The 25,544-nt window shown below is 68.0% G+C and carries 25 protein-coding genes and 2 pseudogenes; 12 read left to right on the plus strand and 15 right to left on the minus strand.

Annotated features, from left to right (window positions below; translation table 11 throughout):
• Positions 1 to 2 precede the first annotated feature (2 nt).
• The 4 genes and pseudogenes from OO71_RS27185 to OO71_RS27195 all read right to left on the minus strand — a co-directional run bounded on the left by OO71_RS27185 (position 3) and on the right by OO71_RS27195 (position 3,130).
• Positions 3 to 1,133 carry a thiolase family protein gene (locus OO71_RS27185; RefSeq protein ID WP_033292696.1) on the minus strand — a complete coding sequence of 377 codons (1,131 nt, stop codon included), beginning with the start codon at positions 1,131 to 1,133 and terminating at the stop codon, positions 3 to 5.
• Positions 1,126 to 1,278 carry a hypothetical protein gene (locus OO71_RS52425; protein ID WP_245633789.1) on the minus strand — a complete coding sequence of 51 codons (153 nt, stop codon included), beginning with the start codon at positions 1,276 to 1,278 and terminating at the stop codon, positions 1,126 to 1,128. The genes OO71_RS27185 and OO71_RS52425 overlap by 8 nt, the downstream gene beginning before the upstream one ends.
• A gap of 111 nt (positions 1,279 to 1,389) precedes the next feature.
• Positions 1,390 to 1,629: pseudogene (locus tag OO71_RS53385) on the minus strand (hypothetical protein); the annotation flags it as partial.
• On the minus strand, positions 1,559 to 3,130 hold the full coding sequence (locus OO71_RS27195; RefSeq protein WP_033292698.1) for an AMP-binding protein: 1,572 nt from the start codon (positions 3,128 to 3,130) through the stop codon (positions 1,559 to 1,561). The gene OO71_RS27195 and the pseudogene OO71_RS53385, both read right to left, overlap by 71 nt.
• A 191-nt stretch (positions 3,131 to 3,321) precedes the next feature.
• Here OO71_RS27195 and OO71_RS27200 point away from each other — a divergent pair, with 191 nt between their 5' ends.
• Positions 3,322 to 4,665 carry an MFS transporter gene (locus OO71_RS27200; RefSeq protein WP_051792347.1) on the plus strand — a complete coding sequence of 448 codons (1,344 nt, stop codon included), beginning with the start codon at positions 3,322 to 3,324 and terminating at the stop codon, positions 4,663 to 4,665.
• 102 nt (positions 4,666 to 4,767) lie between these two features.
• A complete protein-coding gene (locus tag OO71_RS27205) occupies positions 4,768 to 5,409 on the plus strand; it encodes a TetR family transcriptional regulator (RefSeq protein ID WP_033292699.1) in 642 nt (213 codons plus the stop codon).
• Between the two features lie 126 nt (positions 5,410 to 5,535).
• Here the strand turns inward: OO71_RS27205 and OO71_RS27210 are convergent, their stop codons facing one another.
• Positions 5,536 to 5,934, minus strand: coding sequence for an oxidoreductase C-terminal domain-containing protein (locus OO71_RS27210; RefSeq protein WP_033292700.1), 399 nt, complete (start codon positions 5,932 to 5,934; stop codon positions 5,536 to 5,538).
• Between the two features lie 357 nt (positions 5,935 to 6,291).
• Here OO71_RS27210 and OO71_RS27215 point away from each other — a divergent pair, with 357 nt between their 5' ends.
• The 6 genes from OO71_RS27215 (at position 6,292) to OO71_RS27235 (ending at position 10,298) form a co-directional block, all read left to right on the plus strand.
• The gene (locus OO71_RS27215) at positions 6,292 to 6,480 is read left to right on the plus strand and encodes a hypothetical protein (RefSeq protein WP_156096558.1); all 189 of its coding nucleotides are present in this window, start codon (positions 6,292 to 6,294) and stop codon (positions 6,478 to 6,480) included.
• An 89-nt stretch (positions 6,481 to 6,569) separates the two neighbouring features.
• On the plus strand, positions 6,570 to 6,764 hold the full coding sequence (locus tag OO71_RS27220) for a hypothetical protein (RefSeq protein WP_033292702.1): 195 nt from the start codon (positions 6,570 to 6,572) through the stop codon (positions 6,762 to 6,764).
• 249 nt (positions 6,765 to 7,013) lie between these two features.
• Entirely contained in the window at positions 7,014 to 7,733 is a 720-nt protein-coding gene (locus tag OO71_RS27225; RefSeq protein WP_051792349.1) for a 3-oxoacyl-[acyl-carrier-protein] synthase III C-terminal domain-containing protein, read from the plus strand.
• Entirely contained in the window at positions 7,730 to 8,263 is a 534-nt protein-coding gene (locus tag OO71_RS50335) for a hypothetical protein (RefSeq protein WP_156096559.1), read from the plus strand. The genes OO71_RS27225 and OO71_RS50335 overlap by 4 nt, the downstream gene beginning before the upstream one ends.
• On the plus strand, positions 8,260 to 9,303 hold the full coding sequence (locus tag OO71_RS27230) for a tyrosine-type recombinase/integrase (RefSeq protein WP_051792351.1): 1,044 nt from the start codon (positions 8,260 to 8,262) through the stop codon (positions 9,301 to 9,303). The genes OO71_RS50335 and OO71_RS27230 overlap by 4 nt, the downstream gene beginning before the upstream one ends.
• Positions 9,304 to 9,692: 389 nt before the next feature.
• Entirely contained in the window at positions 9,693 to 10,298 is a 606-nt protein-coding gene (locus OO71_RS27235; RefSeq protein ID WP_033292703.1) for a TetR/AcrR family transcriptional regulator, read from the plus strand.
• Positions 10,299 to 10,341: 43 nt separating this feature from the next.
• On the opposite strand, the gene OO71_RS27240 is transcribed toward OO71_RS27235, so the two are convergent.
• Positions 10,342 to 11,301, minus strand: coding sequence for a helix-turn-helix transcriptional regulator (locus OO71_RS27240; protein ID WP_033292704.1), 960 nt, complete (start codon positions 11,299 to 11,301; stop codon positions 10,342 to 10,344).
• Between the two features lie 89 nt (positions 11,302 to 11,390).
• Between OO71_RS27240 and OO71_RS27245 the strand changes: the two genes are divergently transcribed.
• A complete protein-coding gene (locus tag OO71_RS27245; protein ID WP_033292840.1) occupies positions 11,391 to 11,837 on the plus strand; it encodes a nucleoside deaminase in 447 nt (148 codons plus the stop codon).
• Positions 11,838 to 12,370: 533 nt separating this feature from the next.
• Positions 12,371 to 13,354, plus strand: a complete 984-nt coding sequence (locus OO71_RS27250) for a chitinase (RefSeq protein ID WP_051792353.1) — start codon at positions 12,371 to 12,373, stop codon at positions 13,352 to 13,354.
• A gap of 675 nt (positions 13,355 to 14,029) precedes the next feature.
• Here OO71_RS27250 and OO71_RS27255 read toward each other — a convergent pair.
• The 9 genes from OO71_RS27255 to OO71_RS27295 form a co-directional block, all read right to left on the minus strand.
• Entirely contained in the window at positions 14,030 to 14,254 is a 225-nt protein-coding gene (locus OO71_RS27255; protein WP_051792355.1) for a hypothetical protein, read from the minus strand.
• Positions 14,255 to 14,402: 148 nt separating this feature from the next.
• Entirely contained in the window at positions 14,403 to 15,008 is a 606-nt protein-coding gene (locus OO71_RS27260; RefSeq protein ID WP_033292706.1) for a TetR/AcrR family transcriptional regulator, read from the minus strand.
• 217 nt (positions 15,009 to 15,225) lie between these two features.
• Positions 15,226 to 16,392, minus strand: a complete 1,167-nt coding sequence (locus tag OO71_RS27265) for an acyl-CoA dehydrogenase family protein (RefSeq protein ID WP_084145324.1) — start codon at positions 16,390 to 16,392, stop codon at positions 15,226 to 15,228.
• Positions 16,389 to 18,338, minus strand: coding sequence for an acetyl/propionyl/methylcrotonyl-CoA carboxylase subunit alpha (locus tag OO71_RS27270; RefSeq protein WP_033292708.1), 1,950 nt, complete (start codon positions 18,336 to 18,338; stop codon positions 16,389 to 16,391). Before OO71_RS27270 ends, OO71_RS27265 begins: the two co-directional genes overlap by 4 nt.
• A gap of 5 nt (positions 18,339 to 18,343) precedes the next feature.
• Entirely contained in the window at positions 18,344 to 19,945 is a 1,602-nt protein-coding gene (locus tag OO71_RS27275; protein ID WP_051792357.1) for an acyl-CoA carboxylase subunit beta, read from the minus strand.
• Entirely contained in the window at positions 19,942 to 21,093 is a 1,152-nt protein-coding gene (locus OO71_RS27280; RefSeq protein WP_033292710.1) for an acyl-CoA dehydrogenase family protein, read from the minus strand. The genes OO71_RS27275 and OO71_RS27280 overlap by 4 nt, the downstream gene beginning before the upstream one ends.
• On the minus strand, positions 21,090 to 22,787 hold the full coding sequence (locus OO71_RS27285; RefSeq protein WP_033292711.1) for an acyclic terpene utilization AtuA family protein: 1,698 nt from the start codon (positions 22,785 to 22,787) through the stop codon (positions 21,090 to 21,092). The genes OO71_RS27280 and OO71_RS27285 overlap by 4 nt, the downstream gene beginning before the upstream one ends.
• The gene (locus tag OO71_RS27290; RefSeq protein WP_033292712.1) at positions 22,784 to 23,575 is read right to left on the minus strand and encodes a TIGR03084 family metal-binding protein; all 792 of its coding nucleotides are present in this window, start codon (positions 23,573 to 23,575) and stop codon (positions 22,784 to 22,786) included. The genes OO71_RS27285 and OO71_RS27290 overlap by 4 nt, the downstream gene beginning before the upstream one ends.
• A 75-nt stretch (positions 23,576 to 23,650) precedes the next feature.
• The gene (locus OO71_RS27295) at positions 23,651 to 24,172 is read right to left on the minus strand and encodes a hypothetical protein (RefSeq protein WP_033292713.1); all 522 of its coding nucleotides are present in this window, start codon (positions 24,170 to 24,172) and stop codon (positions 23,651 to 23,653) included.
• Positions 24,173 to 24,255: 83 nt separating this feature from the next.
• Here OO71_RS27295 and OO71_RS27300 point away from each other — a divergent pair, with 83 nt between their 5' ends.
• Positions 24,256 to 25,086: an enoyl-CoA hydratase-related protein gene (locus tag OO71_RS27300; RefSeq protein WP_033292714.1), complete on the plus strand. Its 831-nt coding sequence runs from the start codon at positions 24,256 to 24,258 to the stop codon at positions 25,084 to 25,086.
• Positions 25,087 to 25,143: 57 nt separating this feature from the next.
• Positions 25,144 to 25,419 (plus strand): annotated as a pseudogene (locus OO71_RS27305) (LppA family lipoprotein); the annotation flags it as partial.
• Between the last annotated feature and the right edge of the window lie 125 nt (positions 25,420 to 25,544).

Here is a 25,544-nt window from a genome sequence, read left to right on the forward strand (position 1 = left end):
GGTCAGTCCTCACCGACGAGGATGTGCGCATAGTTGACTCCCCCATTGCCGATCATGTGTGCCAGTCCCACCCGGGCGTTCGGGTGCTGGCGCTCGCCGGACTGCCCGCGCAGCTGCTGCGTGATCTCGACGACCTGCGACAGACCCGTCGCTCCTCCGGGATGCCCTCGGCCGATGAGGCCGCCGCTGGGGCTCACCGCCACCCGGCCGCCGATGTGGAACTGCCCGTCGGCCATGGCGGCTGCCGCCCGACCCGCCGCTGCGAGCCCGAGATCCTCGACGTACTGGAGTTCCTCGACGCTGAAAGCATCGTGGACCTCGACGAGGTCGAGCTGCTCCGGACCGATGGCCGCCTGCTCGTAGGCACGGACCGCCACCCTCTCGGTGGAGCCGAGGTCGGGCAGGAAGGCGGCGGAAGCGTGCCACCGGTCGCTCTCGGCCACGGCTGCGGCGACCCGGACCGGACGGCTTGCGTTCCTGGCTCGGCGGCTGGTCAGGATGACGGCGGCAGCGCCGTCGCCGACCGGGCAGGACTCGACCTTGCGCAGCGGGTCGACGAGCATGGGGGCGGACCGCATTTCGTCCATGGTCAGCGAACGGGTGCGCTGGGCCATCGGATTGCGGCTGGCGTTGAGCAGGTTCTTGCCGACCACGAGCAACCCGGCGTCGGCAGGCTCGCCGTACCGATGCATCCGTGCCTGCTTCATGAGTGCGAAAGGCACCGCGGGCACGGACATTCCCGAGATCGAGATGAGGTCCGGCGGTCGCTGGTCCTCGGACGCGCGGCTCTGCAACAGGGCGCCCAGGCTGCCGATGCCCACTGCCGCCGCCGTCTCCACCCGCCCGCTGGCGACTGCCTCGCGGGCGTGCTCGAACGCGGCCGTGCCGGTGGCCGAGGCGTTCTCGACCGCGAGCACCGGAATCCCGGTCCGGGCCATTTCGTGCAGTACCAACGGTCCCGACGACATCCCGGTCCCGACCGCACCCACGACCAGCAACCCGATCTCGGGCCACTCGGCGCCGGAGTCGGTGAGTGCCGCCTGGAGCGCCTGCCCGCCCTGGACGTGCGCAGGCGTCGTCGTCCGGGCCACGATCGGGGTCATGCCGACCCCGGAGAGATAGACCTCAGGCATCGCCGGCCACCTTCTCGAAGCCATAGGCCGTGGCGTGGTCGTCGTCGCTGTGGACTGCCCTGGGCACCACGGCGACCGGGTCGCCGATGCCGATGGCGCCGGAGCAGACTCCGAGGACCTCGACGCCGCTGTCGCCGAGCCGCACCTGTGCAATGTGGACAGGCGGCACGGCTCCGGCGATGGGAAACGTTGACGTGCAATGGGATACCACGGTACCGAGGGCAGGAAGGTCCATGGCCGCGGCCGACGCGTGACACTTGGCGCAGTGCTCACGAGCGGGGAAACTCACTGTCCCGCAGCGATTGCAGGCGCAGGCGCGGAGGGCGAAGCCGCCGGCATCGCACCGGAGCACTCCGGGGTCGAATGACGGGTGGTCGAGATGTCCGGTCGCACTGCGGGCGTCGGCTGCGGACGTCGCATGCACGTCAGATCCTCCTTGTCTGGTCGGTCCAATGGGATTCGCGAAGGTCCTTCTTGAGCACTTTGCCGTTGACACTGCGCGGCAACCGGTCGGTGATGAACACTTGCTTCGGCGTCCGCACCGGCCCCAGCCGGGCACGGCAGAGTTCGAGGAGCTCCTCGACATCGAGCTCCGCTCCCTCGTTGAGCTCCACGACCGCGGTGACGGCCTCGCCCCATCTCTCGTCGGGGACCCCGATGACGGCACAGTCCTGCACGGCCGGGTGCGCCCAGATGACCTGCTCCACCTCGGCCGGGAAAACGTTGAAACCACCCGAGATGATCAGGTCCTTCTTGCGATCGGTGAGAGTGAGGTAGCCCTGCTCGTCGAGGAACCCGATGTCCCCGGTGTGCAGCCACCCGTCGCGGATGGCCTCGGCAGTCGCTTCCGGATTGCCGTAGTACCCCTTCATCACCAAGTCGCCGCGGACACAGATCTCCCCGCGCTCCCCCACCGGCAAGACCCGGTCGTCGTTGTCGCGGATCTCGACCTTGACCAACGGGGACGGCCGCCCGCAGGAAAGCAGCCGCGCGTCGCCGGCGATCGCGTCGCCGGCGAAGTGCTCCTCCGGCCGCAGGAAGCTGATCGAGCCGGGTGCCTCGGTCTGGCCGAACACCTCGATCATCACCGGGCCGAACAACTCCAGGCTCCGGCGCAGCTTCTCGGCCGACATGGGAGCAGAGCCGTAGAGGAAGTATCGCAGCGACGAGAGGTCGTAACCGGCCAGATCCGGGTGCTCGATCAGCCGGTAGATCACGGTCGGCGGCAGGAACAGGTCCGTGACCGAGTGCCGGTCGATGGCCTCCAGCAGCGCGACGGTTTCCGGTCGCTTCAGCACCACGACGGTCCCGCCGCGAGCAGTCGCCGGCAAGGTCAGCACGCCTGCCGAGTGGGTCATCGGCGCCGCCGCGAGATTGACCACGTGCTCATCGGCGCGGTACTGCAGGACCATGAGCAGCTGGGCAATGCAGATGCCGTAGCTGCGGTGGGTGTTCATCACGCCTTTGGGCTTGCCGGTGGTTCCCCCGGTGGGTGAGATGACGGCGACGGCGTCCTGGGGAACATCGTTACCCGGCGCCGCGGCCGCCACGTCGCCGAGCCACTCCGCCATCCCCGCGGCGTACGACGGAACGCCGGCATCGACATCGGCATCGAGGCAAATCATCCGAAGCCGGTCGCCGGCCGAGGCGTGAATCTCCTCCGCCACAGCTGACAGTGACGAGTGATAGAAGAGCACCTCGCAGTCGAACTGCCCGAGCAGGCCGATGCTCTCCGCGACCGGGCTGACGGGGTTGAGCGGCACCCAGGTCCCACCGGCGCGCCAGGCGGCGACAACGCACATCCAGGCGGCCGGGTCGTTGGGGGCCAGCACAGCCACCTTGGTCTCGAGTTCGAGACCGTCTCGCAGCAGCGCGTTCGTGACCCGGCACGAAAACGCATACGCCGCCTCGTACGTCCACTCGACATCACCGTGCCGAAACGCGACGGCCGCCGGATTCATCGCGAAACCTTGGTCGAAGAAGTCCGATAGAGGCACCGGCCCGTCCTTCCCGTGTAGTCGGCGACCCCGCCGAAGCGGTGCGGCAGAACCCCACTAAACCATCATGCTTTAGATTAATCAAGCCGGGACCGTTGACCCACAAACCAACAGGCATTAGGTTAATTGTGGCGCTGCGCACAGCCACCTGCGCCGCCCGCTACCGCCCCTGCCCACGATAGGAACAGCCGATGGCTTCAGTACGAGCGCGGATCGACGCCTCTCCGATCAGCCGGCTCCAGATCCGGGTGATCGTCTTGTGCGCGATCGTGAGCATGGCCGAGGGGTACGACATCCTCTCGATCTCCCTTGCCGTGCTTCCCATCACCCACGACTGGGGAATCTCGGGCACCCAGTCCGGTCTCCTCTTCAGTGCCGGTCTCGTCGGGATGGCGGCCGGCTCCATCCTGCTCAGCCCGGTCGGCGATCGGTTCGGCCGCCGCCCGCTGCTGATCGGCTCCCTGCTCGCCATCACCGCCGGCATGGCCCTCTCGGCGCTCTCGGGCGACGTGACCCAGCTGGCGTTGACCCGGCTGCTGACCGGCATCGGCATGGGCGGCATCATCCCCAGCCTGCCGATCATCGTCGGCGAATACTGCCCGGCCCGCAAACGCTCGACCCTGATCGCGCTTTTCGCCATCGGCATCCCGGCCGGCGGCATGCTCGGTGGTGCTGCCGGAGCAGTGCTGATGGCCAACTACGGGTGGCGCTCGGCGTTCGTGTTCGGAGCCATCGTGACAGCCGCCACGGTCGTCGTCGCCTACCGGGGCATCCCCGAGTCACCGGACTTCCTGGAAAGCCGGAACACCGAGGCGGCCCGCGCGAAGCTGGCCCAGCTCGCCGTCCGGATGAAACTGCGCGAAAACGTCGACGTGCACCAGTTCGAGGCACCCGCGCGCGCCACGGCGGGTTCGGCGTCCCTCAAGTCATGGATGCTGGTCGCCACGTGTGTGGCCTTCTGCCTGGTCAACTCGGCCTACTTCTTCAGCAACACCTGGACCCCAAAACTGCTCACGACCGCCGGTATGTCGATGAACGAGGGCATCGGCGGCGGACTGCTGTTCTCGCTGGGCGGCGTGGCCGGCACCCTGCTCTTCGCCGCACTGGCACTGCGGGTCTCCGCCTTGGCGGTCACTGCCGGCTTCTCCGTCGCCAGCGCGGTGCTTTTCGCCGTCATGTCCTCGCTTTCGGGTCAGCTCGTCCCGACTCTGATCGTGGCGATGCTGCTCGGGGTCTGCCTCATGGGCTCGTTCACCGGCCTGTACACGATCGTTCCGATCCTGTTCCGCCCCGACGCCCGGGTCTCGGCACTGGGGATCGCCGCCGGCCTCGGCCGCATCGGCAGCATCGCCACCCCGCTCGGGGTCGGTCTGCTCGTCGACCATGCCTGGACGGCGAACTCGATCTTCCTGCTCTTCGTGATCCCGGCCGTACTGGCAGCACTGGCGATCGGCTACGCCGGCCTGCGTAACAGCAGAGCGGCATCGGCTGCCCGTACGGTGCAGACAGACCGTCCGGTGCCCGAGCGGCATTAGCAGGTTCGTCGTCCAGGAGCCCGGCGGGTGCCATACGTTGGTGACCAGAGCCTTGCCCCCGGCAGGAGCAACCACGCCGCCGAACGAAGGAGACTGTGCCCGATGGCCCGTCCGGCCAAACCGCTGATCAGCCGAACCGCCGCGGTGGCTGCAGCCCTCACCATCATCGACGACGACGGGCTCGACGCGTTCAGCCTGCCCAAGCTGGCCCAGCGCCTCGGAGTCGCCACCCCGTCGCTCTACCACCACTTCTCGGACCGGACCGAGCTGCTGTCCGAGGTGACTCGATCGATCGTCAACGAGACCCGTGTCCCGAGGCAGCCCGCCGACGGTAACTGGCAGGACTGGATCGTCAGGTACGCACTGAACTTCCGGGACGTCGTGCTCCGCCACCCCAACGCCGCGCCGGCGATGTTGCAGTTCCTGCCCCGAGACCTCGTCACCGACATGTGGGAACGCGCGGCGACCTATCTCGTGGAGTCCGGAGTGCCGGTGCGACTGCACGTACAGATCCTGGACGGCCTCGAAAAGCTGACCCTCGGCGTGGCCCTCACCGAAGCCGTCCGTCCGGCCCCCCAGCGAGCCAAGGTATTCGCCAAGGTCGACAAGGACGCGCACCCGACGCTGTACAGCGCAATGCGCTCGAACCGGCTCACCCCGCGGCAGCTGCACGAGCAAATGATGCGCAGCTTCCTCCACGGCGTACTCCACGACAACCAGGTCCAGGACGCTCCCGATGATTGACCACCGTGGACAGGTCGGCATCCGCTCGAGGTCGTTGCGGGCAACAGAACCACAGAGATGTCCACAACGTCTGCCAGGCACAAGGCGAGTGGTTCGGTCGTTCGGCGACGAGGGTTCGGTGATCGTTCAAGCCCTCGCGGCCGGCGTTTTCGCCTGAGGCTTGAGGGTGAAGCCGGGTTGCTTCGCCTCGCCCGGGGTCAGCCGGGAAGCGCTCGCCAGCAGGCGGCGCACCGCGATGTGGTCCCCGGGCCGGTTCACCGACTCGCCGCCGACGAAAACGTCGTTCTCCCAGCACAGGATGCACGCTTGCCCCACCCGGACGGCGCGGAAGATGCCCGTAAGCTGCAGGCCCAGGCGGACGAAGTCACGGACCGCCTCCCCGGCCTCCGTCACGATCAGTTCGACCTGCGCTCCCTCGAGAAGAAGGACGGCCCGCAAGACCGTGGACACGATCGCGCGGCGGATCAGGCGCAGATGCGCCGCGTTGCTGCCCAGGTCGGGTACGGTGCCACCGATCTTGGCCACGGCCTCGCAGCCAACGGATTCCGCCCACCGCAGGGCCCTCGACCGCCCCGTCACCGCCGTCGCCGCAGCCTGCGGACACGGCCGCCGACGCCGAAGCCAACGCCGCACTCGCCCAAACCCTCGCGGCCGCACCCCACCGCATTCGCGGCACCTCCGCTACCTGTTCAGGGAATCTCAGCAACGCGAACGCTCCTGCCGGGTGCGCGAATCCTTCCCCCGCAACGCCATCGCAGCGCAGAGACAGCGCTGGTCGCGTTCAGCGGCTACGTCGCCGTCCTGTCCGGGGAGCAGTTGTTTCCGGTCCTGCCAGCGCCCGGGGACGTCGTCTACATCCCCATCGGAGTCGCTTACTCCATCGTGAATCTCAGCCTCAACGCCGCCGTGCTGTTTCTCTCGATCACGACCGATCCCACCGTCGAGAGCGACGTCGTCCAGGCGCCCGAACACGCAGGGCTGGCCGCCGACCGTGCCATCGCCTTGCGCGCCGAACACATCAAGCGCATCCATGCGCGCCGCATGCCCGAACTACGTCGGAGACGGCGTTGATCGACGGTCGCTGAACCAACTATGTACCGCCACGCCCTCCCTACCCCGGCGCCTCCATGTTCGGTACGCGCCGCCGAGGGAGGGATGCCATGCGCAACCAGATCCTGAGAGCAGCGCGCGAGCTGCTCACCGCACAATCCCCTGTCTCATTGCCGCCAATCACCCTTGATGAAATCGCCGCACAGGCGGGGATCACCCGCGATCAGCTGCGCGCCTACTACACCTCGGTCGAGGCGATCCGTACGGATCTCCGAGCTGAAGACCCGGCCGGTCGGTGGCGCTGACATGCGGTGGCCATCCGTCCACGTCCGCGGAATCGGCGGCGCGCTCGGCAAGCTGGTCCCGGTCGCCGGCAAGCACCGCACCGGGCAGCAATCCGTCTCGATCGACCATCACACCACTGGAATGGACCTCGCGGTCCGCGCGGGCAACGCTGCGCTCTCGACACTGGCCCAGATCACCAACGGTCCCTTGCCGGTCCCAGACATGCACCTGCACAGCGCAATCCGGGCATCACCGCTGAGCTCAACGCCATGTCCAACTCTCTCGTCGGCGGAATCGACCTCGCGGCCCGCATCCTCACCGGCAGCACCGACCTTGAGCACGTCCTGCTCACCGGCGGCGAAGTCTTCGGCGCACCGGCCTTCGACCACCTCAACGCCGACCACGGCATCGCCTACGGCGACGGAGGCTCAGCCCTCATCCTCGGCCGCGACCCCGGCATCGCCCGAGTACTGTCCACCGCCTCCTACACCGACCCCACGCTGGAACAGCTCCACCGCGGCCACCACCGCTTCCTCCCCGCCGGCACCACTGAACCCGGCCCCGAACGCGTCCGCGAACGCAAGCTGCAATACCTCGCAACGGTCGGCACCACCTCGATCAACACCCGCAACGCACGCGGCATTCGCGACACCTTCGACCACGCCCTCGCCGACGCCGAGCTCACGAGCGACCAGCTCAAGTGGGTCCTCCTCCCCCACTATGGCCAGCGCTTGCTCGAAACCCACTGCCTGCAACCCCTCGGCATCCCCGGAGAACACACACTCCGCGATATGGGCGGGCAATGGGGCCACATCGGCCCCAACGACCAGGTCATTGGTCTCACCTGGCTGCTCGCCCACGGGGGCGTTCAGGCTGGTGACCACCTCGCCCTCGTCGGCATCGGGATCGGGATGACGTGGACAACTGCCATCGTCCGCGTCGAGCATGTCCCCGGCGTCCAATTGATCGGTGAACGGGCATGTCAATGAGCAGCCCAGACACCGGCCATGATGTTCAACCACACGACCTGGACAACCTCGGCCCGCGTCCTCAGGCTGAGGAGAATTCCCCGCTCGCACCGATCATCGCAGCGCTGACACCGGATATTCGCGAGCACGGCCGCGGTTCATCCACCGGCCCTCTTCCCATGGCCGTACCGAGAAGCGATCTTTGCAAATCCTCCATTGTCTATGCATTATGCCGCCTCGACGATTCGGGGCGATTTCACGATCAGAGCATTATCAACGCCGTATCCTGGCGCTCTGGCGAACGCCTTCGAGCTGAACTCATTCACGGTGTTGCTGTGCTCATTCCATCGGGCCAGGGACCATTGATCGTGACACGGCGCAGGAGCGTTGCGCTCCCGTCCTATGCACGTAAGCACTTGGATCTTGCACCGAAAGACAAAGCCTTGCTGGCCGCGGCACCAAAATCGCGGGCCGTCATTGTTTACCCGCTCTCGGCGATCGACGCGATGATCTCCCACTATCACGCAGACCAAGACAGCCGGCAATCATGAGCACCGATATCGACCCCGCTCAAATTCGGCGATCGCATTCAGACGATCTCTCCACCGCGCAGCTGCTGCTTCAACGGCTGAACGTATCTCCGCTTGAATTGACTACAACTCACTCACTGAAGCACGTTCCCACATTCGCCGAGTACGTTCCCGTCGTTGCCGCCACGGTATCTCCAAGCTCCGAAAACACGTGGCGGCACTACTGGGCCGTGCTGGTCGACGAGCGGGGTGGCACGAGGCTCGACGAACCGACCGCCTCCGACCTCGGCACGCTGGCCAACATTGTCCAGCAGAAGGCCGCCCGCCGAGGAAATTCCCGAGATGGACAAGGCGCGAAGTCGACATTTGTCGATGCCGTCCGGGTCCTCTACAACCAGGCGGTCTATGACAAGCTCATCGAGGCGAACGCCAATCCGGCTGCCCACCTCAAACGGCCTCGCCGGCATCGGAGTCTCCGCCGAGCGTTGTCCCATCGCCAACTCTGCGACATCAATCACGTCGCGACCACGACGGGGAACGATCCACATCTCGATGCGCTCTTGATCCGGCTCCACACCGAAACGGCGTGCCGCCGGGGCGGAGCACTCGCGTTGCGCCCGATCGATCTCAACCACGTGGACTACACGATCCGGCTTCGCGAGAAGGGTGGCACGACCCGAGAGCAGCCCATTTCGCCGACTCTCATGACCGCCCTGACCGACCACACGACACACCGAAACCCCGCCGGGACTGATGTTGATCGGCTCCTGCGCACTCGCACGGGAACACCCATGCAGCACGCCCGGTACGACGCCCTCTGGGCCCGGCTCGGCCGCCATCTCCCGTGGATCAATGCGGCCGGGGTCACCGCGCACTGGCTCCGCTACACCACGCTGACCTGGGTCGAGCGCAACTTCGGCTACGCCGTCGCCGCCGCCTACGCCGGACATGCCGCCGGCTTCCAGACCGGAACAACCCTGACCTACGTGTCGGCGACGATCGAGGAACTCGCAACAGCGCTCGCTGCCCTGACCGGCGAACCGCATCCCCTCGCAGCTTGACCATCCACGGCACCGTGCATGCGCGCCACAGCTGCGAGGTCGCGCACGCCGGGGTTGGCTCGCCTCGAGGTCACCAATAAACGACCCGGCCGATCAAGCTCGGCGGAGACCCGATCCGCCGACTCGGTTCCGCGAGAACATCCGATGATTAGGTGCTGCGCGCTCGCAGCGGCCCGTCATCCTGCCGCCGGCACAGCCCGCTGATCAGCCGGGTCCGATCCCCGAACGAGCCATATTCCGGATCTCTCGCCGAGACCGGTCGGTAGAGTTCTCGGTATGACATCCCCAGTTGCGGGATCTATCACCCGTTCAGTCGGCAAAGCAAGCGCTTAGACTAGCGGTGACGGGCGGGACCACCGGCCGGCGCGGACTGGAGGAGGATCGCCCGGATGAGCACGCTCTCGGCAGACCTGTGGCCCGACGTGCAGCCCGAGACCGCGCGCCGGCTCATGCTCGCCGGGGTGGAATCGTTTGCCGAGCGGGGGTATCACGCCACCACCACGCGGGACATCGCCGGGGCGGCCGGGATGAGCCCGGCTGCCTTGTATGTGCATTTTCCGTCCAAGGCCGCGCTGCTGTTCGAGATCAGCCGGAACGGGCACGAGCAGACGCTCGCCCTGGTCGAGAACGTGCTGGCGCATACGAGCGACCCGGTCGAGCGGATGCGGTCGCTGGTGCAGGACTTCGTCGCCTGGCACGCGCGGCGGCACATGGTCGCGCGGGTCGTGCAGTACGAGCTCAATGCGCTCCCGGAGCAGGAGTACAAGGTCGTCTCGCAGTTGCGGCGGCGGATCGAGCAGCTCGTGCGCGAGGTGATCGAGCAGGGCATCGGGTCGGGTGCGTTCACCGCGTCCGACGCCGGGATTGCCGGGATCGCCGTGCTGTCGCTCGGGGTCGACGTGGCGCGCTGGTACAGCGAGCGGACCAAGCAGACGCCGCAGGAGCTCGGCAAGGAGTACAGCGAGCTGGTGCTGCGCATGCTCGGCGCGGGGTAACGCAAACTCAGCGAGACCTGCAGCTGCAAAAAGGGGCGAAACCTCAGGCCCCCGCAGCGCGGGAGAACCGCTCCGCGATCCGCCCGAGCCGTTCCACCAGGCCCGGCGGGGCGTCCTCCACCACGAAATCGAAGTCCCACTGCGCGAGGTAGAACGGGACGAAGTCGAGGTTGTTCGCGCCGGTGCGGAGGCGGCAGGTGTGCTCGTCGATCGGCTCGACCACGCCTGACGTGGGCGAAACGCGCGCGGCCAGCACCTCCGCCGAGGCCGACACTCGCAGGGTGATCTGGTGCGGGTACGGCGCGGTCGCAATGCGGCTGGCCACGTACGCGGCGAGGTCCTCGGCAGGCGGTTCGCGTGGGGTGAAGCGGAAACTCGGCGCCGGAACGCCGTCAATGCGGTCGAGGCGGAAGGTGCGCCAGTCGCCGCGGCCGAGGTCGTAGGCCACGAGGTACCAGCGCCAGCCGGTGTGCACGAGCCGCAGCGGCTCGACGTCCCGCTCGGCGACCTCGCCCGCGCGCGTGCCGTAGGTGAACCGGAGCCGCTCGTGGTCGCGACAGGCGGCGGCGACCACGGTGAGCAGCTCGGCGTCGATCATCGGACCCCAACCGGGCGTGCGGACCAGCGCCGAATCCATCGCGGTGACCCGGTGCCGCAGCCGCGCGGGCAGGACCTGCTCGAGTTTCGCCAGCGCCCGCACGGACGTCTCCTCGATCCCCGAAACGGTGCCGTTCGCGGCCGTGCGCAGGCCGACCGCCACCGCGACCGCCTCGTCGTCGTCCAGCAGCAACGGCGGCAGCGCGGCGCCGGAGCCCAGCCGATAGCCGCCCGCGGCGCCGGGGGTCGCGTGGACCGGGTACCCCAGCGTCCGCAGCCGTTCGACGTCCCGGCGGATCGTGCGCACGTCGACCCCCAGCCGGCCGGCGAGGTCCGGCCCTGGCCAGTCGCGGCGTGCCTGCAGCAGTGACAGCAGGCGCAGCAGGCGTTCGGAGGTTCCGTACATGCGGGTCACTCTGCCAGATAATGCGGACACATCCGGTCCTCAATCCCCCGCGACTTGCCGTCCGGCACCGCGACCGGCAAAAGTGGCTCATGCTCGACGACCTGCTCGCTGTCGCCCGCGAAGAAGCGGAAGCCGGAAAAGCCGAGGGCGGCGTCCCGATCGGAGCGGCACTCTTCGACCGGTCCGGCACGCTCCTCGGGCGCGGACACAACCGCCGCGTCCAGGACGGCGACCCGTCGCTGCACGCCGAAACCACCGCCTTCCGCGCCGCCGGCCGCCGCCCGCACTACCGCGACACGATCATGGTCACCACGCTGTCGCCGTGCTGGTACTGCAGCGGACTGGTCCGCCAGTTCGGCATCCCGCACGTCGTGATCGGCGAATCCCGCACGTTCACCGGCGGCCACGACTGGCTGGCCACGCACGGAGTCCGCATCGACGTCCTCGACGACCCGGCGTGCGTCGCCCTGATGACGGACTTCATCGCCCGCGAACCGGCGCTGTGGTTCGAGGACATCGGGGAACCGTCCTCGTGAGCGGCCACGCTGGGCTGCACCTGGTGGGAAGCTTCGCCTGACTGGTCTCGCGTGCCGTGCTCCGCTCAGCGGTACTGGCGAACCATCGACACCCGCCCGCCACCCTCGGGCCGTTCAGCGATGCACGCGAACCATTGCCCGCGGCCCCCGTGCCACCCAGTGGTCCCCCCGACCATTGCGGCGCCCCGTGTTGCCCGCGCCGCTCATCGGCAGCCCAGAACCATTGCCACCCCGTGACCCCCGTACCACTGCCCCGAACCACTGCCACCCCGTGACCCCCACGCCACTGCCCAGAACGATTGCCACACCGCGCGGCCCCGTGCCGCTCATCGGTACTCGAAAACCATCCGGTGACCTCGGTGGGTTTTTTCCCATCCATACGGCAGCCTTGACACTTCTCAATGGTCTAGTCCATTGTGACTGCGCACACGTCCCCACCGAGTGCCTGCGGAGTTGAACCCGCCGGGTCAAGTCGCGTCAGGTGCTCCGTCCGCCGCGTGCCTCCGGGTGCGCGTCTCCCTGATGGAGGACCCATGAATTCGTTGTGCCACAAAGCTTTTCACCGGAAGGTCGTCGGCAGGATCGGCATCCTCGCGCTCGCTGCGGGTGCCGCGCTGACCGCCACTGCCGGGACCGCGTCCGCCGCGCCGGATCCGGTGGTCGCGGCGCCGTATCTGTACCAATGGGGCGGGCAGGCCGATCCCGCCGCCGCGATGGAGGCGACCGGGGTCAAGTCGTTCACGCTCGCCTTCATGCTTTCCAGCGGCGGCTGCAACCCGGCCTGGGACGGCAACCGCGCCCTCGACGGCACCGATTCCGCGATGATCCAGAAAATCCGCGCGGCGGGCGGCGACGTCATCCCGTCGTTCGGCGGCTGGCAGGGCACCAAGCTCGGCCCGCAGTGCGGGTCCCCCGAGGAGCTCGCCGGCGCCTACCAGAAGGTGATCGACGCGTACCAGCTCAAGGCGATCGACCTGGACGTCGAGAACACCGACGAGTTCGAGAACGCGACCGTGCAGGACCGGATCCTGAACGCGGTCAAGATCACCAAGCAGAAGAACCCGAACCTGCGCGTCGTGATCACCATCGGCACCACCCCGCAGGGCCCGAACGACTGGGGCAAACGCCTGATCACCCAGGCGAAAGCCCTGGGCGCGGACGTCGACGTGTGGTCGGTGATGCCCTTCGACTTCTCCGACGGCGGTGACATGGCCGCAATGACGAAATCCGCCGTCGACGGCCTGGCGACGCAACTGAAATCCACCTTCGGCTGGGACGACGCGACCGCATACCGCCGCAGCGGCCTGTCATCGATGAACGGCAAGACGGACCGCGCCGGGGAAACCGTGTCGGTCGCGGACTTCACCGCCATCCGCACCTACGCCGACGACCACCACCTCGGCCGCCTCACCTTCTGGGCAACCAACCGGGACTGCCCCGGAACAGGCAGCGGCTGCAGCGGAATCGACCAGGAGAAGTACGCGTTCACGAAGATCGTGGCGGGTTACGCCGGTTGAGCCGGGCTCGGGTGAACACCGGGCTGAACTGCTGAGCGCGGACGGAATACCGGTCCGGGCCAGGCGGATCGGGCTGTATTGGCTGATCCGGGCTGAACAGGACTGAACCGGGCCGGGCCAGGCGGATCGAGCTGCCTTGGCTGATCCGGGCTGAACACCGGGTTGGACCAGGCTGGACCGACTGAGCAGGGCTGAAGGGGTCGAGCAGGGCTGAAGTGGCTGAGCGGGCTGAGCCGGGACTGGGGCCAGGGCTGGGTGGAACCGAACGGGTCAAGCCCAGGTCGGCCGAACGGCCCGGATCGCACCGGACCAAGCAAAGCCGGACCGGCCTCCGCAGAGCGGAACGGAGCGGCTGAACCCAGCCGACCGGGCCGGGTCGAGCCGAACTGAGCTGAACCGGGCCGAGCGGGGACCAGCCAGAGCGGGTCGAGCGGGCTGAACCAGGCCGGACGGGACGGGCAGGACCGGGCCGGACTGAACCAGCTGAACCCCGGCCGGGCCTGAACCCACTGAAACGAGCCGGACCGGACTGACTGGACTGAACCAGGCCCAGCCAAGCACCCCAGCCGCAACCCCCGGACCGGAAACGGGGACCTTCCACCCGGGAAGGTCCCCGCCCCGTCGGTCACACACCGTACCCGGCAGCGTCCAAACGGGTGAAAAGATCGAAAAGCCTCAGGCAGCAGCCGTGATCGCCAGTGCGGCTGCTCCGGCCTCCGTGAGCTCTGCGGGCACGCGGCCGCCCGGGGCGGACCCGGCGGCCGGGCGCAGGTAGCCACCCTTGGCGAGGGCGTGTGCGGTCATCTGGTCGCAGCAGGCGAAACCGTCGATGAAGAGGTCGGGCTCACAGCTGGTGGACATCTCCGCCCGCTGTTGCGCGACGGCCCGCAACATGGCCATCGCGCGATGGGTGAGCTCGACTGACTCCCCTTCTGAACCGGACACCGGGATCGCCTTCTTCCCTCTAGGGCCACTTACTCAACGTTATCGCCGATTGGGCCGAATGTGTTAACAACCACACTGTAGCGCTTCGGGAATGAGACAGTCCCTAGACCTGTTCGGTTCCCGCCAGGCGGGACTCGAGCGTGCGCGCCCACTCGCGGACGATCTGTTTCCGGCGGCGGGCGTCGTCGGTGAGGAGGTTGGCCAGGCCGAGGCCGCGGCCCAGGTCGAGAGTGGCTTGGACCAGCTCGCGGACCCCGGCGCGACCCTCGTCGACGCCCAGCAGCTCGACGGTCAGCCGGTGCGCCTCCCGGCCCACGCGCGCCTCCAGCGGCACCAGCACGCCGCGCAGCTGGTCGTCGGTCGACGCGACGGCCCACAACTGCAGCGCGGCGCGGAACATCGGGCCGGTGTAGAGGGTCAGCACCATCTCGACGACCCCCTCGATCCGCGACGACCCGCTCGGCAGCCGGTCTGCCCGCGCGCGCAGCTCGTCGATCTGAGCGTCGCCGAGCAGCTCGACGGCCGCCGCGACCAGCGACTCCCTCGTCGGGAAGTGGTGCTGCGCCGCGCCCCGCGACACCCCCGCCCGCTCGGCGATGACCGCCACGGTGACCCCGTACCACCCCCGCTCGCCGATACAGTCCATCGCGGCCTCGATCAACCTCCGCCGCGTGGTCCGGCTGCGTTCCTGCTGCGGTTCGCGAAGCATCAGCGACCCCCGGCGGACGAGAAAACGGCGCCGGACTGTCGTCTGCGCCGGGGCGAAACGGACCCGCGGAACGCCAGCCGCTTGCGGTCACCTTGCGCCGGGCCGCCGAACTCCGGTCGTGCCCGCAGCCGAACCGTGCCGGACCCCCGGCCCGCGACGCACTCGCGACCGTCGAAACCCGGGAATGCCCGCAACTCCGTCATGACATCCCGCCCGCTCAGTACGATTTCGGCAGCCCGAGGCTGTGCTGGCCGACGAAATTCAGCACCATTTCCCGGCTCACCGGCGCGATCCGGCCCAGCCGCACGGACGTCACCAGCGTCCCGAGCCCGTACTCGGTCGCCAGTCCATTGCCACCGTGCGTCTGCACCGCCTGGTCGACCGCGTGGATCGCGGCTTCGGCGGCGGCGTACTTGGCCATGTTCGCCGATTCACCCGCCGCGAAGTCGTCGCCCGAGTCGTAGAGCGACGCGGCCTTCTGCGTCATCAGTTTCGCCAGCTCCAGCTCGATTTTGACCTGCGCGAGCGGATGCGCGAGTCCCTGGTGCGACCCGATCGGCGCGCCCCAGACCTGCCGTTCGTTCGCGTACCCGACCGCCTTGTCCAGCGCGTACCGGGCGGTACCCAGCGAGAACGCCGCGCCCATGATCCGTTCCGGGTTGAGGCCCGCGAACAGCTGCGCGATCGCCGCGTCCTCCTCTCCGACCAGCGCTTCCGCGGGCAGCCGGACGTCGTCGAGGAACAGCGCGAACTGGTTTTCCGGCGCGACAATATCCATGTCGATCTTCCGGAATTCGAACCCCGGGGTGTCGGTCGGCACCACGTACAGCGCCGGCTTCAGCCGCCCGGTCTTCGCGTCCTCGGTGCGGCCTACCACGAGCACCGCGTCCGCCTCGTCGACGCCCGAGATGAACACCTTCCGCCCGGACAGCAGCCAATCGCCACCGTCGCGGCGGGCGGTCGTGGTGATCCGGTGCGAGTTCGACCCCGCGTCCGGTTCGGTGATCGCGAAGACGATCTTCTTGCTGCCGTCCGCGATTCCCGGCAGCCACTGCTTCTTCTGGTCCGCCGTGCCGAACCGCGACAACACCGTCCCGACGATCGCGGGCGACACCACCATCAGCAGCAACGGCGACCCGGCGGCCGCGAACTCCTCCAGCACCGCCGCGAGATCCGCGATGCCCGCGCCCCCGCCGCCGTACTCCTCGGGCAGGTTCACGCCGAGGTAGCCGAGCCGCCCGGCCTCGGCCCACAGCTCGTCGGTCTTCTCGCCCGCGCGGGCCTTTTTCGCGTAGTAATCGTGTCCGTACTTGCCTGCCAGCTCGGCCGCGGCCTTCCGCAGCGCGACCCGCTCCTCGGGCTCCACGAAGTTCATCGCGTTCATTCCGTCTCTCCCACCACTGCCAGCACCGCGCCCACCTCGACCTGCTGCCCGACCTCCACCGCCAGCTCGGCGACCACCCCGTCCGCGGGCGCCGAAATCCGGTGCTCCATTTTCATCGCTTCCAGCCACAGCAACGGATCCCCGGCCCGCACACTGTCCCCAGTGGACACTGCCAGCCGGACGACCGTACCCGGCATCGGCGCCACCAGCGACCCGGCGGCCAGCGCCGCATCGGGATCGGAAAACCGCGGCTCGGCCACCAAGGTCACTGCCCCAAGCGGAGAGTCCACATAGGACGTCGAGCCGTGCCGTGCCACCACAAAGGACCGTCGCACTCCGGCAATGTCCAGGACCACCTGGTCCGCGAGAGCGGAAACCAGCACGACATCGTCGTAACCCTCGGCGCGCAATCCGTCGCGGGTCAGCGCGTAGACGACCTCATAAGAACTGTCGCCGTTAAGGAAAACCTTCCGCTGCCCCGACGAGCGCACGTTGCGCCAGCCGCTGGGCAACCGTCCCAAGGTTGCCGCCGCCGCGCGGTTTCCCGCCGCATCAGCCAATGCCGCGGCAAGCGCGGACCATCTCTCGGTGTCCACAGTGGCCAGTGGGGCCGCCAAGGTGTCCAGTCCGTGCCGGTCGAAGAACGCCGTATCCGTTTCCCCGGCCAGGAATGCCTCGTGCCGCAGGATGCGCACCAGCAGGTCGCGGTTGGTCACCACGCCGTGGATCTTCGCGCCCGCCAGCGCCCCCGCGAGCCGCCGGGCTGCCTCCGCCCGCGTCGGCGCCCACGAGATGACCTTGGCCAGCATCGGATCGTAATGCACCCCGATCACCGAACCGGACTCCACTCCGGAGTCGAGCCGCAGGCCGGGTCCGTGGGTGAACTCCCGGTCCACTCCGGACACTTCGAACGTGTGCAGCGTCCCGCTCTGCGGCTGCCAGCCGGCCGCCGGATCCTCGGCGTACAGCCGGACCTCGATCGAATGTCCTTGTGCTGCCGGATGTTCCGCAGGCAACCGCGCGCCTTCGGCGACCGAAAGCTGCAGTGCCACGAGATCCAGCCCGGTGACGTTCTCCGTCACAGGATGCTCCACCTGCAGCCGGGTGTTCATCTCCAGGAAGTAGAACCCGTCCGGCCCGGCGAGGAACTCGACCGTTCCCGCACCCACGTAGTCGATGGCCTGCGCCGCTTTCCGGGCTGCGTCGAACAGTTCGGCCCGCAGCCGCTCGTCGACGAGCGGTGACGGCGCCTCCTCGACCACCTTCTGGTGCCGCCGCTGGATCGAACATTCCCGCTCCCCCACTGCCCACACTGTGCCGTGGGTGTCGGCGAGCACCTGCACCTCGATGTGCCGCCCGGTTTCGAGGTATCGCTCGCAGAACACCGTCGGGTCACCGAAGGCCGATCCGGCCTCCGCGCGAGCGCTTTCCACCGCCTCGGCCAGCTCGTCCAGCGCGCGCACGACGCGCATCCCGCGGCCACCACCCCCGGCAGAAGCCTTGACCAGCAACGGAAGATCGTCCGCGGTCACCTCGGCCGGGTCCAGTTCGGACAGTACCGGTACCCCGGCGGCGGCCATCAGCCGCTTCGACTCCACTTTGGACCCCATGGTCTCGATCGCCGCCGGTGGCGGACCGACCCAAGTGAGCCCGGCATCGAGCACCGCCCGCGCGAAGGCCGCGTTTTCGGACAGGAACCCGTACCCCGGATGGATTGCGTCGGCCCCCGCGTCCGCCGCGGCCTTCACGATCAATTCGCCGCGCAGGTACGTCTCCCCCGGCGCATTGCCCGGGAGCCGGACCGCGACGTCGGCTTCCCTGGCATGCGGTGCATCGGCGTCCGCGTCGGAAAACACCGCCACCGTACCGATTCCGGCGTCCCGGCAGCTGCGGAAGACCCGGCGGGCGATCTCGCCCCGGTTGGCGACCAGCAGGTTCTCGATCATGGCCCTCACATCCGGAAAACGCCGAAGCCGCCTTCGACGCCCTTCACTGGTCCATTGTGGATCGCCGACAAGCTCAGCCCGAGCACGGTACGGGTGTCGCGCGGGTCGATGATGCCGTCGTCGTAGAGCATGCCGGACAGGAACATCGGCATCGACTCCGCCTCAATCTGATTTTCCACCATCGAGCGCATGGCCGCGTCGTTTTCCTCGCTGTATTCCTGACCCCGGCTCGCCGCGGCCGCACGGGCCACAATGGACAGTACCCCGGCCAGCTGCGCCGGACCCATCACCGCCGACTTCGCACTCGGCCAGGCGAACAGGAACCGCGGATCGTAAGCCCGGCCGCACATTCCGTAATGCCCGGCGCCATACGACGCTCCCATGAGGACGGACAGATGCGGCACCTTCGAATTGGACACCGCATTGATCATCAGCGCGCCGTGCTTGATGATGCCGCTCTGCTCGTATTCCTTGCCGACCATGTACCCGGTGGTGTTGTGCAGGAACACCAGCGGGGTGTCGCTCTGGTTGGCCAGCTGGATGAACTGCGCCGCCTTCTGCGATTCCTCGCCGAAGAGCACCCCTTGCGCATTGGCCAGAATACCCACCGGATAGCCGTGGATACTCGCCCATCCGGTGACCAGGCTCGGCCCGTAGAGCGGTTTGAACTCGTCGAAGTCCGAACCGTCCGCGACGCGGGCGACGACCTCGCGCGGGTCGAACGGGATCTTCAGGTCAGTGGGCACGATGCCGAGCAAATCCTCCGCGTCGAACAGCGGCTCGGCATAATCCGTCCGCGGCGCCGGACCTTGTTTGTGCCAATTGAGCCGCTTGATGATGCAGCGGCCGAGGCGAATGGCGTCCTGCTCGTCGACGGCGAGGTAATCGGCGAGCCCGGACGTGCGCGCGTGCATTTCCGCACCGCCGAGGGATTCGTCGTCGGACTCCTCGCCGGTCGCCATTTTGACCAGCGGCGGACCACCGAGGAATACCTTCGCGCGTTCCTTCACCATCACCACGTAGTCGGACATACCCGGCAGGTACGCCCCACCCGCGGTCGAATTGCCGAAAACCAGTGCCACCGTCGGCACCTTGGCCGCCGAAGACCGCGTGAGGTCACGGAAAATCCGGCCGCCGGGAATGAAGATTTCCTTCTGAGTAGGCAGATCCGCCCCACCCGACTCGACCAGGTTGATCACCGGCAGCCGGTTCTGCGCCGCAATGTCCGCCGCCCGAAAAGATTTCTTCGCGGTCCACGGATTGCTCGCACCACCCTTGACCGTCGGATCGCTGGCCGAGATCAGGCATTCGACGCCTTCCACCACGCCGATCCCGGTGACCAGGCTCGCGCCGACCCGGTAGTCCGAGCCCCAGGCGGCCAGCGGCGACAATTCCAGGAACGGTGAATCCTCGTCGATCAGCAGCTCGATCCGTTCGCGCGCCAGCAGCTTTCCGCGCTTGCGATGCCTCTCCACATACTTCTCACCGCCCCCGGCAACTGCTTTGGCGTGCTCGGCGTCGATCTCCGCGAGCTTCTCCAGCATTGCTTCGCGGTTCGTGGCGAACTCGTCCGTTCGGGTGTCCACTGTGGACCGGATAGTGGTCATGCGGTGTATCCCAATCGCTTCGCGGCCAGTCCGGTGAGGATTTCGGTGGTACCGCCGCCGATTCCGAGGATGCGGACGTCCCGGTAGTGCCGCTCCACTTCGGACTCCCGCATGTACCCGAGCCCGCCGTGCAGCTGCACCGCCTCGTTCACGACCCATTCGGCGGCTTCCACCGCGGTGTTCTTGGCAAAGCAGGCCTCGGCGATCACTTCCTCGCCGGAAACGTGCCGCACCGCAGTCTGCCGGGTGTAAGTGCGGGCGACGTCGACCTTCCGAGCCATTTCGGTGAGCTTGTGCTGCACCAACTGACGGGAAATGAGCGGACGGCCGAACGTCTCGCGGACCCGGCACCAATCCAGCGTGAGATCCAGCGCCCGCTGCGCATGCCCGTACGCCTGTACCGCCAGCGAAAGCCGTTCGGTGACGAACTGCGTGGCGACCTGGGCGAATCCGCTGTTCTCCGCACCCACCAGGTTCTCCGCCGGAACTCGGACGTCCACATAAGACAGTTCGGCAGTATCCGACGCCGCCCAGCCCATTTTCTCCAGCTTGCGCGACACCGTGAATCCAGGCATACCCCGTTCCACCACCAGCAACGAAATCCCGTGCGCGCCAGGCTCGCCGGTGCGGACCACAGTGGTCACGAAGTCCGCGCGGCACCCCGAAGTGATGAACGTCTTGGCCCCATTGACCACATATTCATCACCTTCGCGCACGGCAGTGGTGCGAATCCCGGCGACATCCGACCCACCGTCCGGCTCGGTGACCGCCAGCGAACCGATCTTCTCCCCGGCGAGCGTCGGCCGTACCCAGCGTTCGATCTGCACCGGATCACCGGCATCGGCAATGTGCGGCACCGCAATTCCACATGTGAACAGCGAAGCGAAAAGCCCGCCGGAACCACCCGCGTAGTGCATTTCCTCGGCAACGACGAGCGCGTCGAGGTAATTGCCGTCACCGCCACCCACGGACTCCGGGAACGCGACCCCGAGCAGGCCCAGTTGTCCGGCCTTGCGGTGCAACTCGCGCGGCAGTTCGCCCGCTCGTTCCCAATCATCGAGGTACGGCAACACTTCCTTGTCGACGAACCGCCGCACGGTAGCACGCAGTTCGAGCCGCTCCGGTGTCCGGAATGGATCCTCAGTCACCGCAGCTCCTCCGGAACGTCGAGTTCCCGTGCCCGCAGCCATTCGCCAAGCGCTTTCGCCTGCGGATCGAACCTCGCCTGCGACGCGACGCCGTCCCCGAGAATCCCCTCGACCACGAAGTTCATCGCCCAGAGCTTCGGCAGCAGATGCCGGGTGACCGCCAGTCCCTCGGTTTCCGGCAGCAACCGGCGGAATTCCGCAACGGTCAGCCGATGCACGAGCCAGCGCCACGCCGGTTCCGACCGCACCCACACCCCGAGGTTGGCGTTACCGCCCTTGTCCCCGCTTCGCGCCCCGGCAACGGCACCGAGCGGCACTCGCCGAACCGGACCAGCCGACAGCGGCGCAGGTAGCGCTGGTTCGTCCACTTCGGACAACTCCAAAGTGGACGCAGCGGGCGCAATGTCCACCTTGGACCCATCCGGCAGCACCGCGACGTGCGGCACCGCGACAGCGTCCACATAGGCCGCCGAATAAACCCCGAACGGCGAAGCGTCCGAAGGCGGTGCGGTCACATGAAATCCGGGATAACTCGCCAGCGCAAGCTCCACGGCCGCCCCGCTGAATGCCCGTCCGGCGACCTTCGGGTCGTCGTCCTTCACCGCCACGTGCAGCAACGCACTGGCACGCTCCTCGGTGTCGGCATCCGCATGGTCGGTGCGAGCCAGCGTCCATCGGACCTCCGCGGGCCGATGCGAAGCCAGCGCACCTTCCAGCTGTTCCTTTACCAGCGCGGCTTTCTGCGGAATGTCGAGTCCAGTAAGGACGAACGTCGTCTCGTTCCGGAACCCGCCCAGCCGGTTGAGACAGACCTTCAGCGTCGGCGGCGGCGCCTCCCCACGCACCCCGCTGATCCGCACCCGATCAGGCCCGTCCGAAGACAAGGAAAGCGTGTCGAACCGAGCCGTCACATCAGGATTCGCATAACGAGCACCGGTGATCTCATACAACAATTGCGCGGTAACAGTGCCAATGTTCACCACCCCACCGGTACCCGGATGCTTGGTGATCACACTGGACCCGTCGCCGTGAATCTCCGCGATCGGAAACCCCGGTACCCCGATGGGTTGTTCCCGGAAGAACGCGTAATTCCCGCCAGTGGCCTGCGCCCCGCATTCGATCACATGCCCAGCCGCGACCGCCCCGGCAAGCGCGTCGTAATCGTCACGAGCCCAGCCGAAATGTGCGGCCGCCGGTCCGACGATCACCGACGCATCCGTGACCCGCCCGGTCACCACCACGTCCGCACCCGCGTCCAAACATTCGGCAATCCCCCAAGCGCCGAGATAAGCGTTGGCAGTCAACGGTTTTCCGAAGCCGAACTCGTCCGCACGGGCAATCAGATCATCGCCCTCGACGTGCGCAATCCGCACGTCCACCCCAAGCCGGGCGGCCAATTCCCGCAATGCGTCGGCCAGCCCGGCCGGATTGAGCCCACCCGCATTCGCGACGATCCGGACGCCCTTTTCCTTCGCCAGCACCAGATTCTCCTCCATCTGCCGGAGAAACGTCTTGGCGTACCCCCGCGAAGGGTCCCTCATCCGATCGCGGCCGAGAATGAGCATGGTCAGCTCGGCAAGATAATCCCCGGTGAGCACGTCGAGCGGACCGCCGGTGAGCATTTCCCGCACGGCGGAAAACCGGTCGCCGTAGAACCCGGACGCATTCCCGACCCGAAGCGGCGCCGGGGTCACGCGAACTGCCCCGGTTTGCGCCCGGACCCTGGCGGACCGGCGAACGCCTGTGCGATCCCCAGCCATTCCTCGACGTCCGCGCCGGTGGCGACCAGATCGGTGTCGTCCGGATGCCGCCGCTGGGTGACTACCTGGCAGAACCCGAGCGCGCCGCCGGTGAGCCGCTGCTCCGCGTCCTCCGGCCCGAACGCCCAGGTGCTCCCGTCCGGTGCAGCCAGCTCGACCCGGAATTCCTCAGCCGGTGGGGCAAGCGAATGCAGCTTGTACGCGAAGTCGCGCGTCCGTGTGCCGAACCGGGCGATGTGCCACAGCCGTCCGGTGGGCTCGCGCGTGACGCCGAGCGCGTCCGCGAGATCCTGCCCGTGCGCCCAGGTTTCCATGATCCGCGCGGTCGCCATCGACGCCGCACTCATCGGCGGCCCGTACCACGGAAGCTTCTGCCCGTCCGGCACCACGGCGAGCGCGTCGGCAAGCGCCGTCCGTCCGGCGCGCCACCGCGAGAGTAGCGAGGCGGGCGGCAACGAGGCGCCCTCGGCAGCACCGACGTCGACGTAGTTCTCGCCGATCTTCAGCAGATTCTCGACCTCAGCGGGCCAGTCCCCCGGCCGGCTCGCGGCGATCAGCGCCTTGGCGTCGGTCCACTCGAGGTGCGCGATCTGATGCGCGACCGTCCACCCCTCGGCGGGCGTCGGCCGGGCCCACGCGTCGGCGGGCAGCCCGGCGACCAGGTCGTCGGCCACCTTCGATTCGGCCGCCAAGTCCCGGAGGATCCCGGCGAGATCAGCCATCCTGCGCCTCCCTGCGTCCACGTACGGCCCAGCGTGAACCCTGGCGCCGGAAAAATCAAGCGCGCCTGATTGTTTTCACGGGCAGCCCGCCCGCGCCTCGACGATCCGCAGCAGGACCTGCCGCTGGTCGAGCGTCCCGCGGATGATCATCCCGTCCACCTCCGCGACGTCCTCCCGGAAGGCGTAGAGCACCCACTCGCGGTCGACGAAGAACGGCAGCGGCAAGAACCCGATCATCACCACCGTCCGCCGCTGCACCGACTGGATCTCCTTCCAGGTGAAGATCTTCACGACCTTCCCCGCGTACGCCTCGGCGATCCCGCCCTCGAACAGGTACACCCCGCCCCGCGCCCGGACCCGCGTCCGATGCCCCCACCACCCCACCCCGGCGAGCACCAGCAGCGACGTCACGCAGAACACCCACGCACCCACCGCCAGCGCCCCCACGAACGACACCGTGGCGGAGATCCCCACGGAAATCACCACGATCGCCGTGAGCACCCGCGGCTCGTACCCGAACCGGAACTCGAACTCCCCCAGCCGCAGCTGCCGGGCGAGGTCGGCCAGCTCGGGCGGCATCGCATCGCTCTTCTCCACCGCGGCACTGTGCTCGCACCCGCCGGGGACCGGTCCCTGTTGACGCGTTGAAAACAACCCACCCGTGCCATAACGTGCTGCGCATGGAGTCCTACGCGGAGATCACCTACGAGGTCGCCGCGCGCGTGGCAACCGTTCTGCTGCACCGGCCGCAGGCCCGTAACGGCTACACCATCCGGATGGCCGACGAGCTGGCCGACGCGATGGACCGCGCCGACCGGGACGAGGACGTGCGCGCGGTCGTGCTCGGGACCACCGGCAAGGACTTCTCCGTCGGCGCCGACCTCGCGTCCGGCGGCTTCGACTTCGGCGACCACCCGCCGGACGACTGGCAGGAACCCGCGGGCCGGGTCTCGAAGCGGATCTTCACCATGAACAAGCCGGTGATCGCCGCGTTGCGCGGGGCCGCCGTGGGAGCGGGCATCACGATCACGCTGTCGTGTGACTACCGGCTCGCGGCCGCCGATTCGAAGTTCGGCTTCGTCTTCACGCGCCGCGGCATCTACCCCGAGGGCGCTTCCGCATGGTTCCTCCCGCGGCTCGTCGGGATGGGCACGGCGGTCGACTGGATGGTGAGCGGACGGCTCTTCGGCGCCGACGAAGCCCTGCGCGCCGGGCTGGTCCACCGCATCCACGAACCGGACGACGTCCTGCCCGAGGCACAAGCACTGGCGGCCGAGCTCGTGAAGACCACCTCGCCGGTCGCGGTCGCGGTGACCCGGCAGCTGCTGTACCGGATGGCGTCGGCCCCGTCGCCGCTCGACGTCCACGAAGTGGACTCCAAGCTGATCGCCCACCTCGGCTCGAACCCGGACGCCGTCGAGGGCGTCGCGTCGTTCCTGCAGAAGCGGGCGCCCGAGTTCCCCTTGCGGGTGAACGGCGGCCTGCCGGAGTACCTGCCCTGGGTCGGCTGAGCAGATCTACTCTGCGGTGCGCGATTCCCCGGCGTCGGCAACGACGGGGAGAGCGGACGGGTGGGCGACCACGGGGTGACCGGAAACCTGCCCGACGCGGACTACGAGAAAGCGCTCACCATCATCGGAACCATCGCTCAGCGCTACGGATTCGACCCGCAACCCCAACGGTTGCACGATGCACCCGGATCGCACGACGCGGTCTTCCACAACAGGACCGACGAAGGAGCGATCTCGTTCGGCACCGCGCTCAACACCGGCCTGGGACTCGACCTCGGCTGCCACCTCTTCCCCGCCGCCAAGCAACGCGGCAAACCCACCACCACGCCGTGACCGACCTCGACACCGCACCTGGCAGTGCCCCTCGATCGAACGGAATCACGCAACTGCGGAGTACCCCGGTCGAGTGGCGGGCAAAGCCACGCGCTGCCGCCGGCTGGGCCATCGGCCACGCCGGA

It is taken from the genome of Amycolatopsis jejuensis (assembly GCF_000717335.1).
Classification (GTDB): domain Bacteria; phylum Actinomycetota; class Actinomycetes; order Mycobacteriales; family Pseudonocardiaceae; genus Amycolatopsis; species Amycolatopsis jejuensis.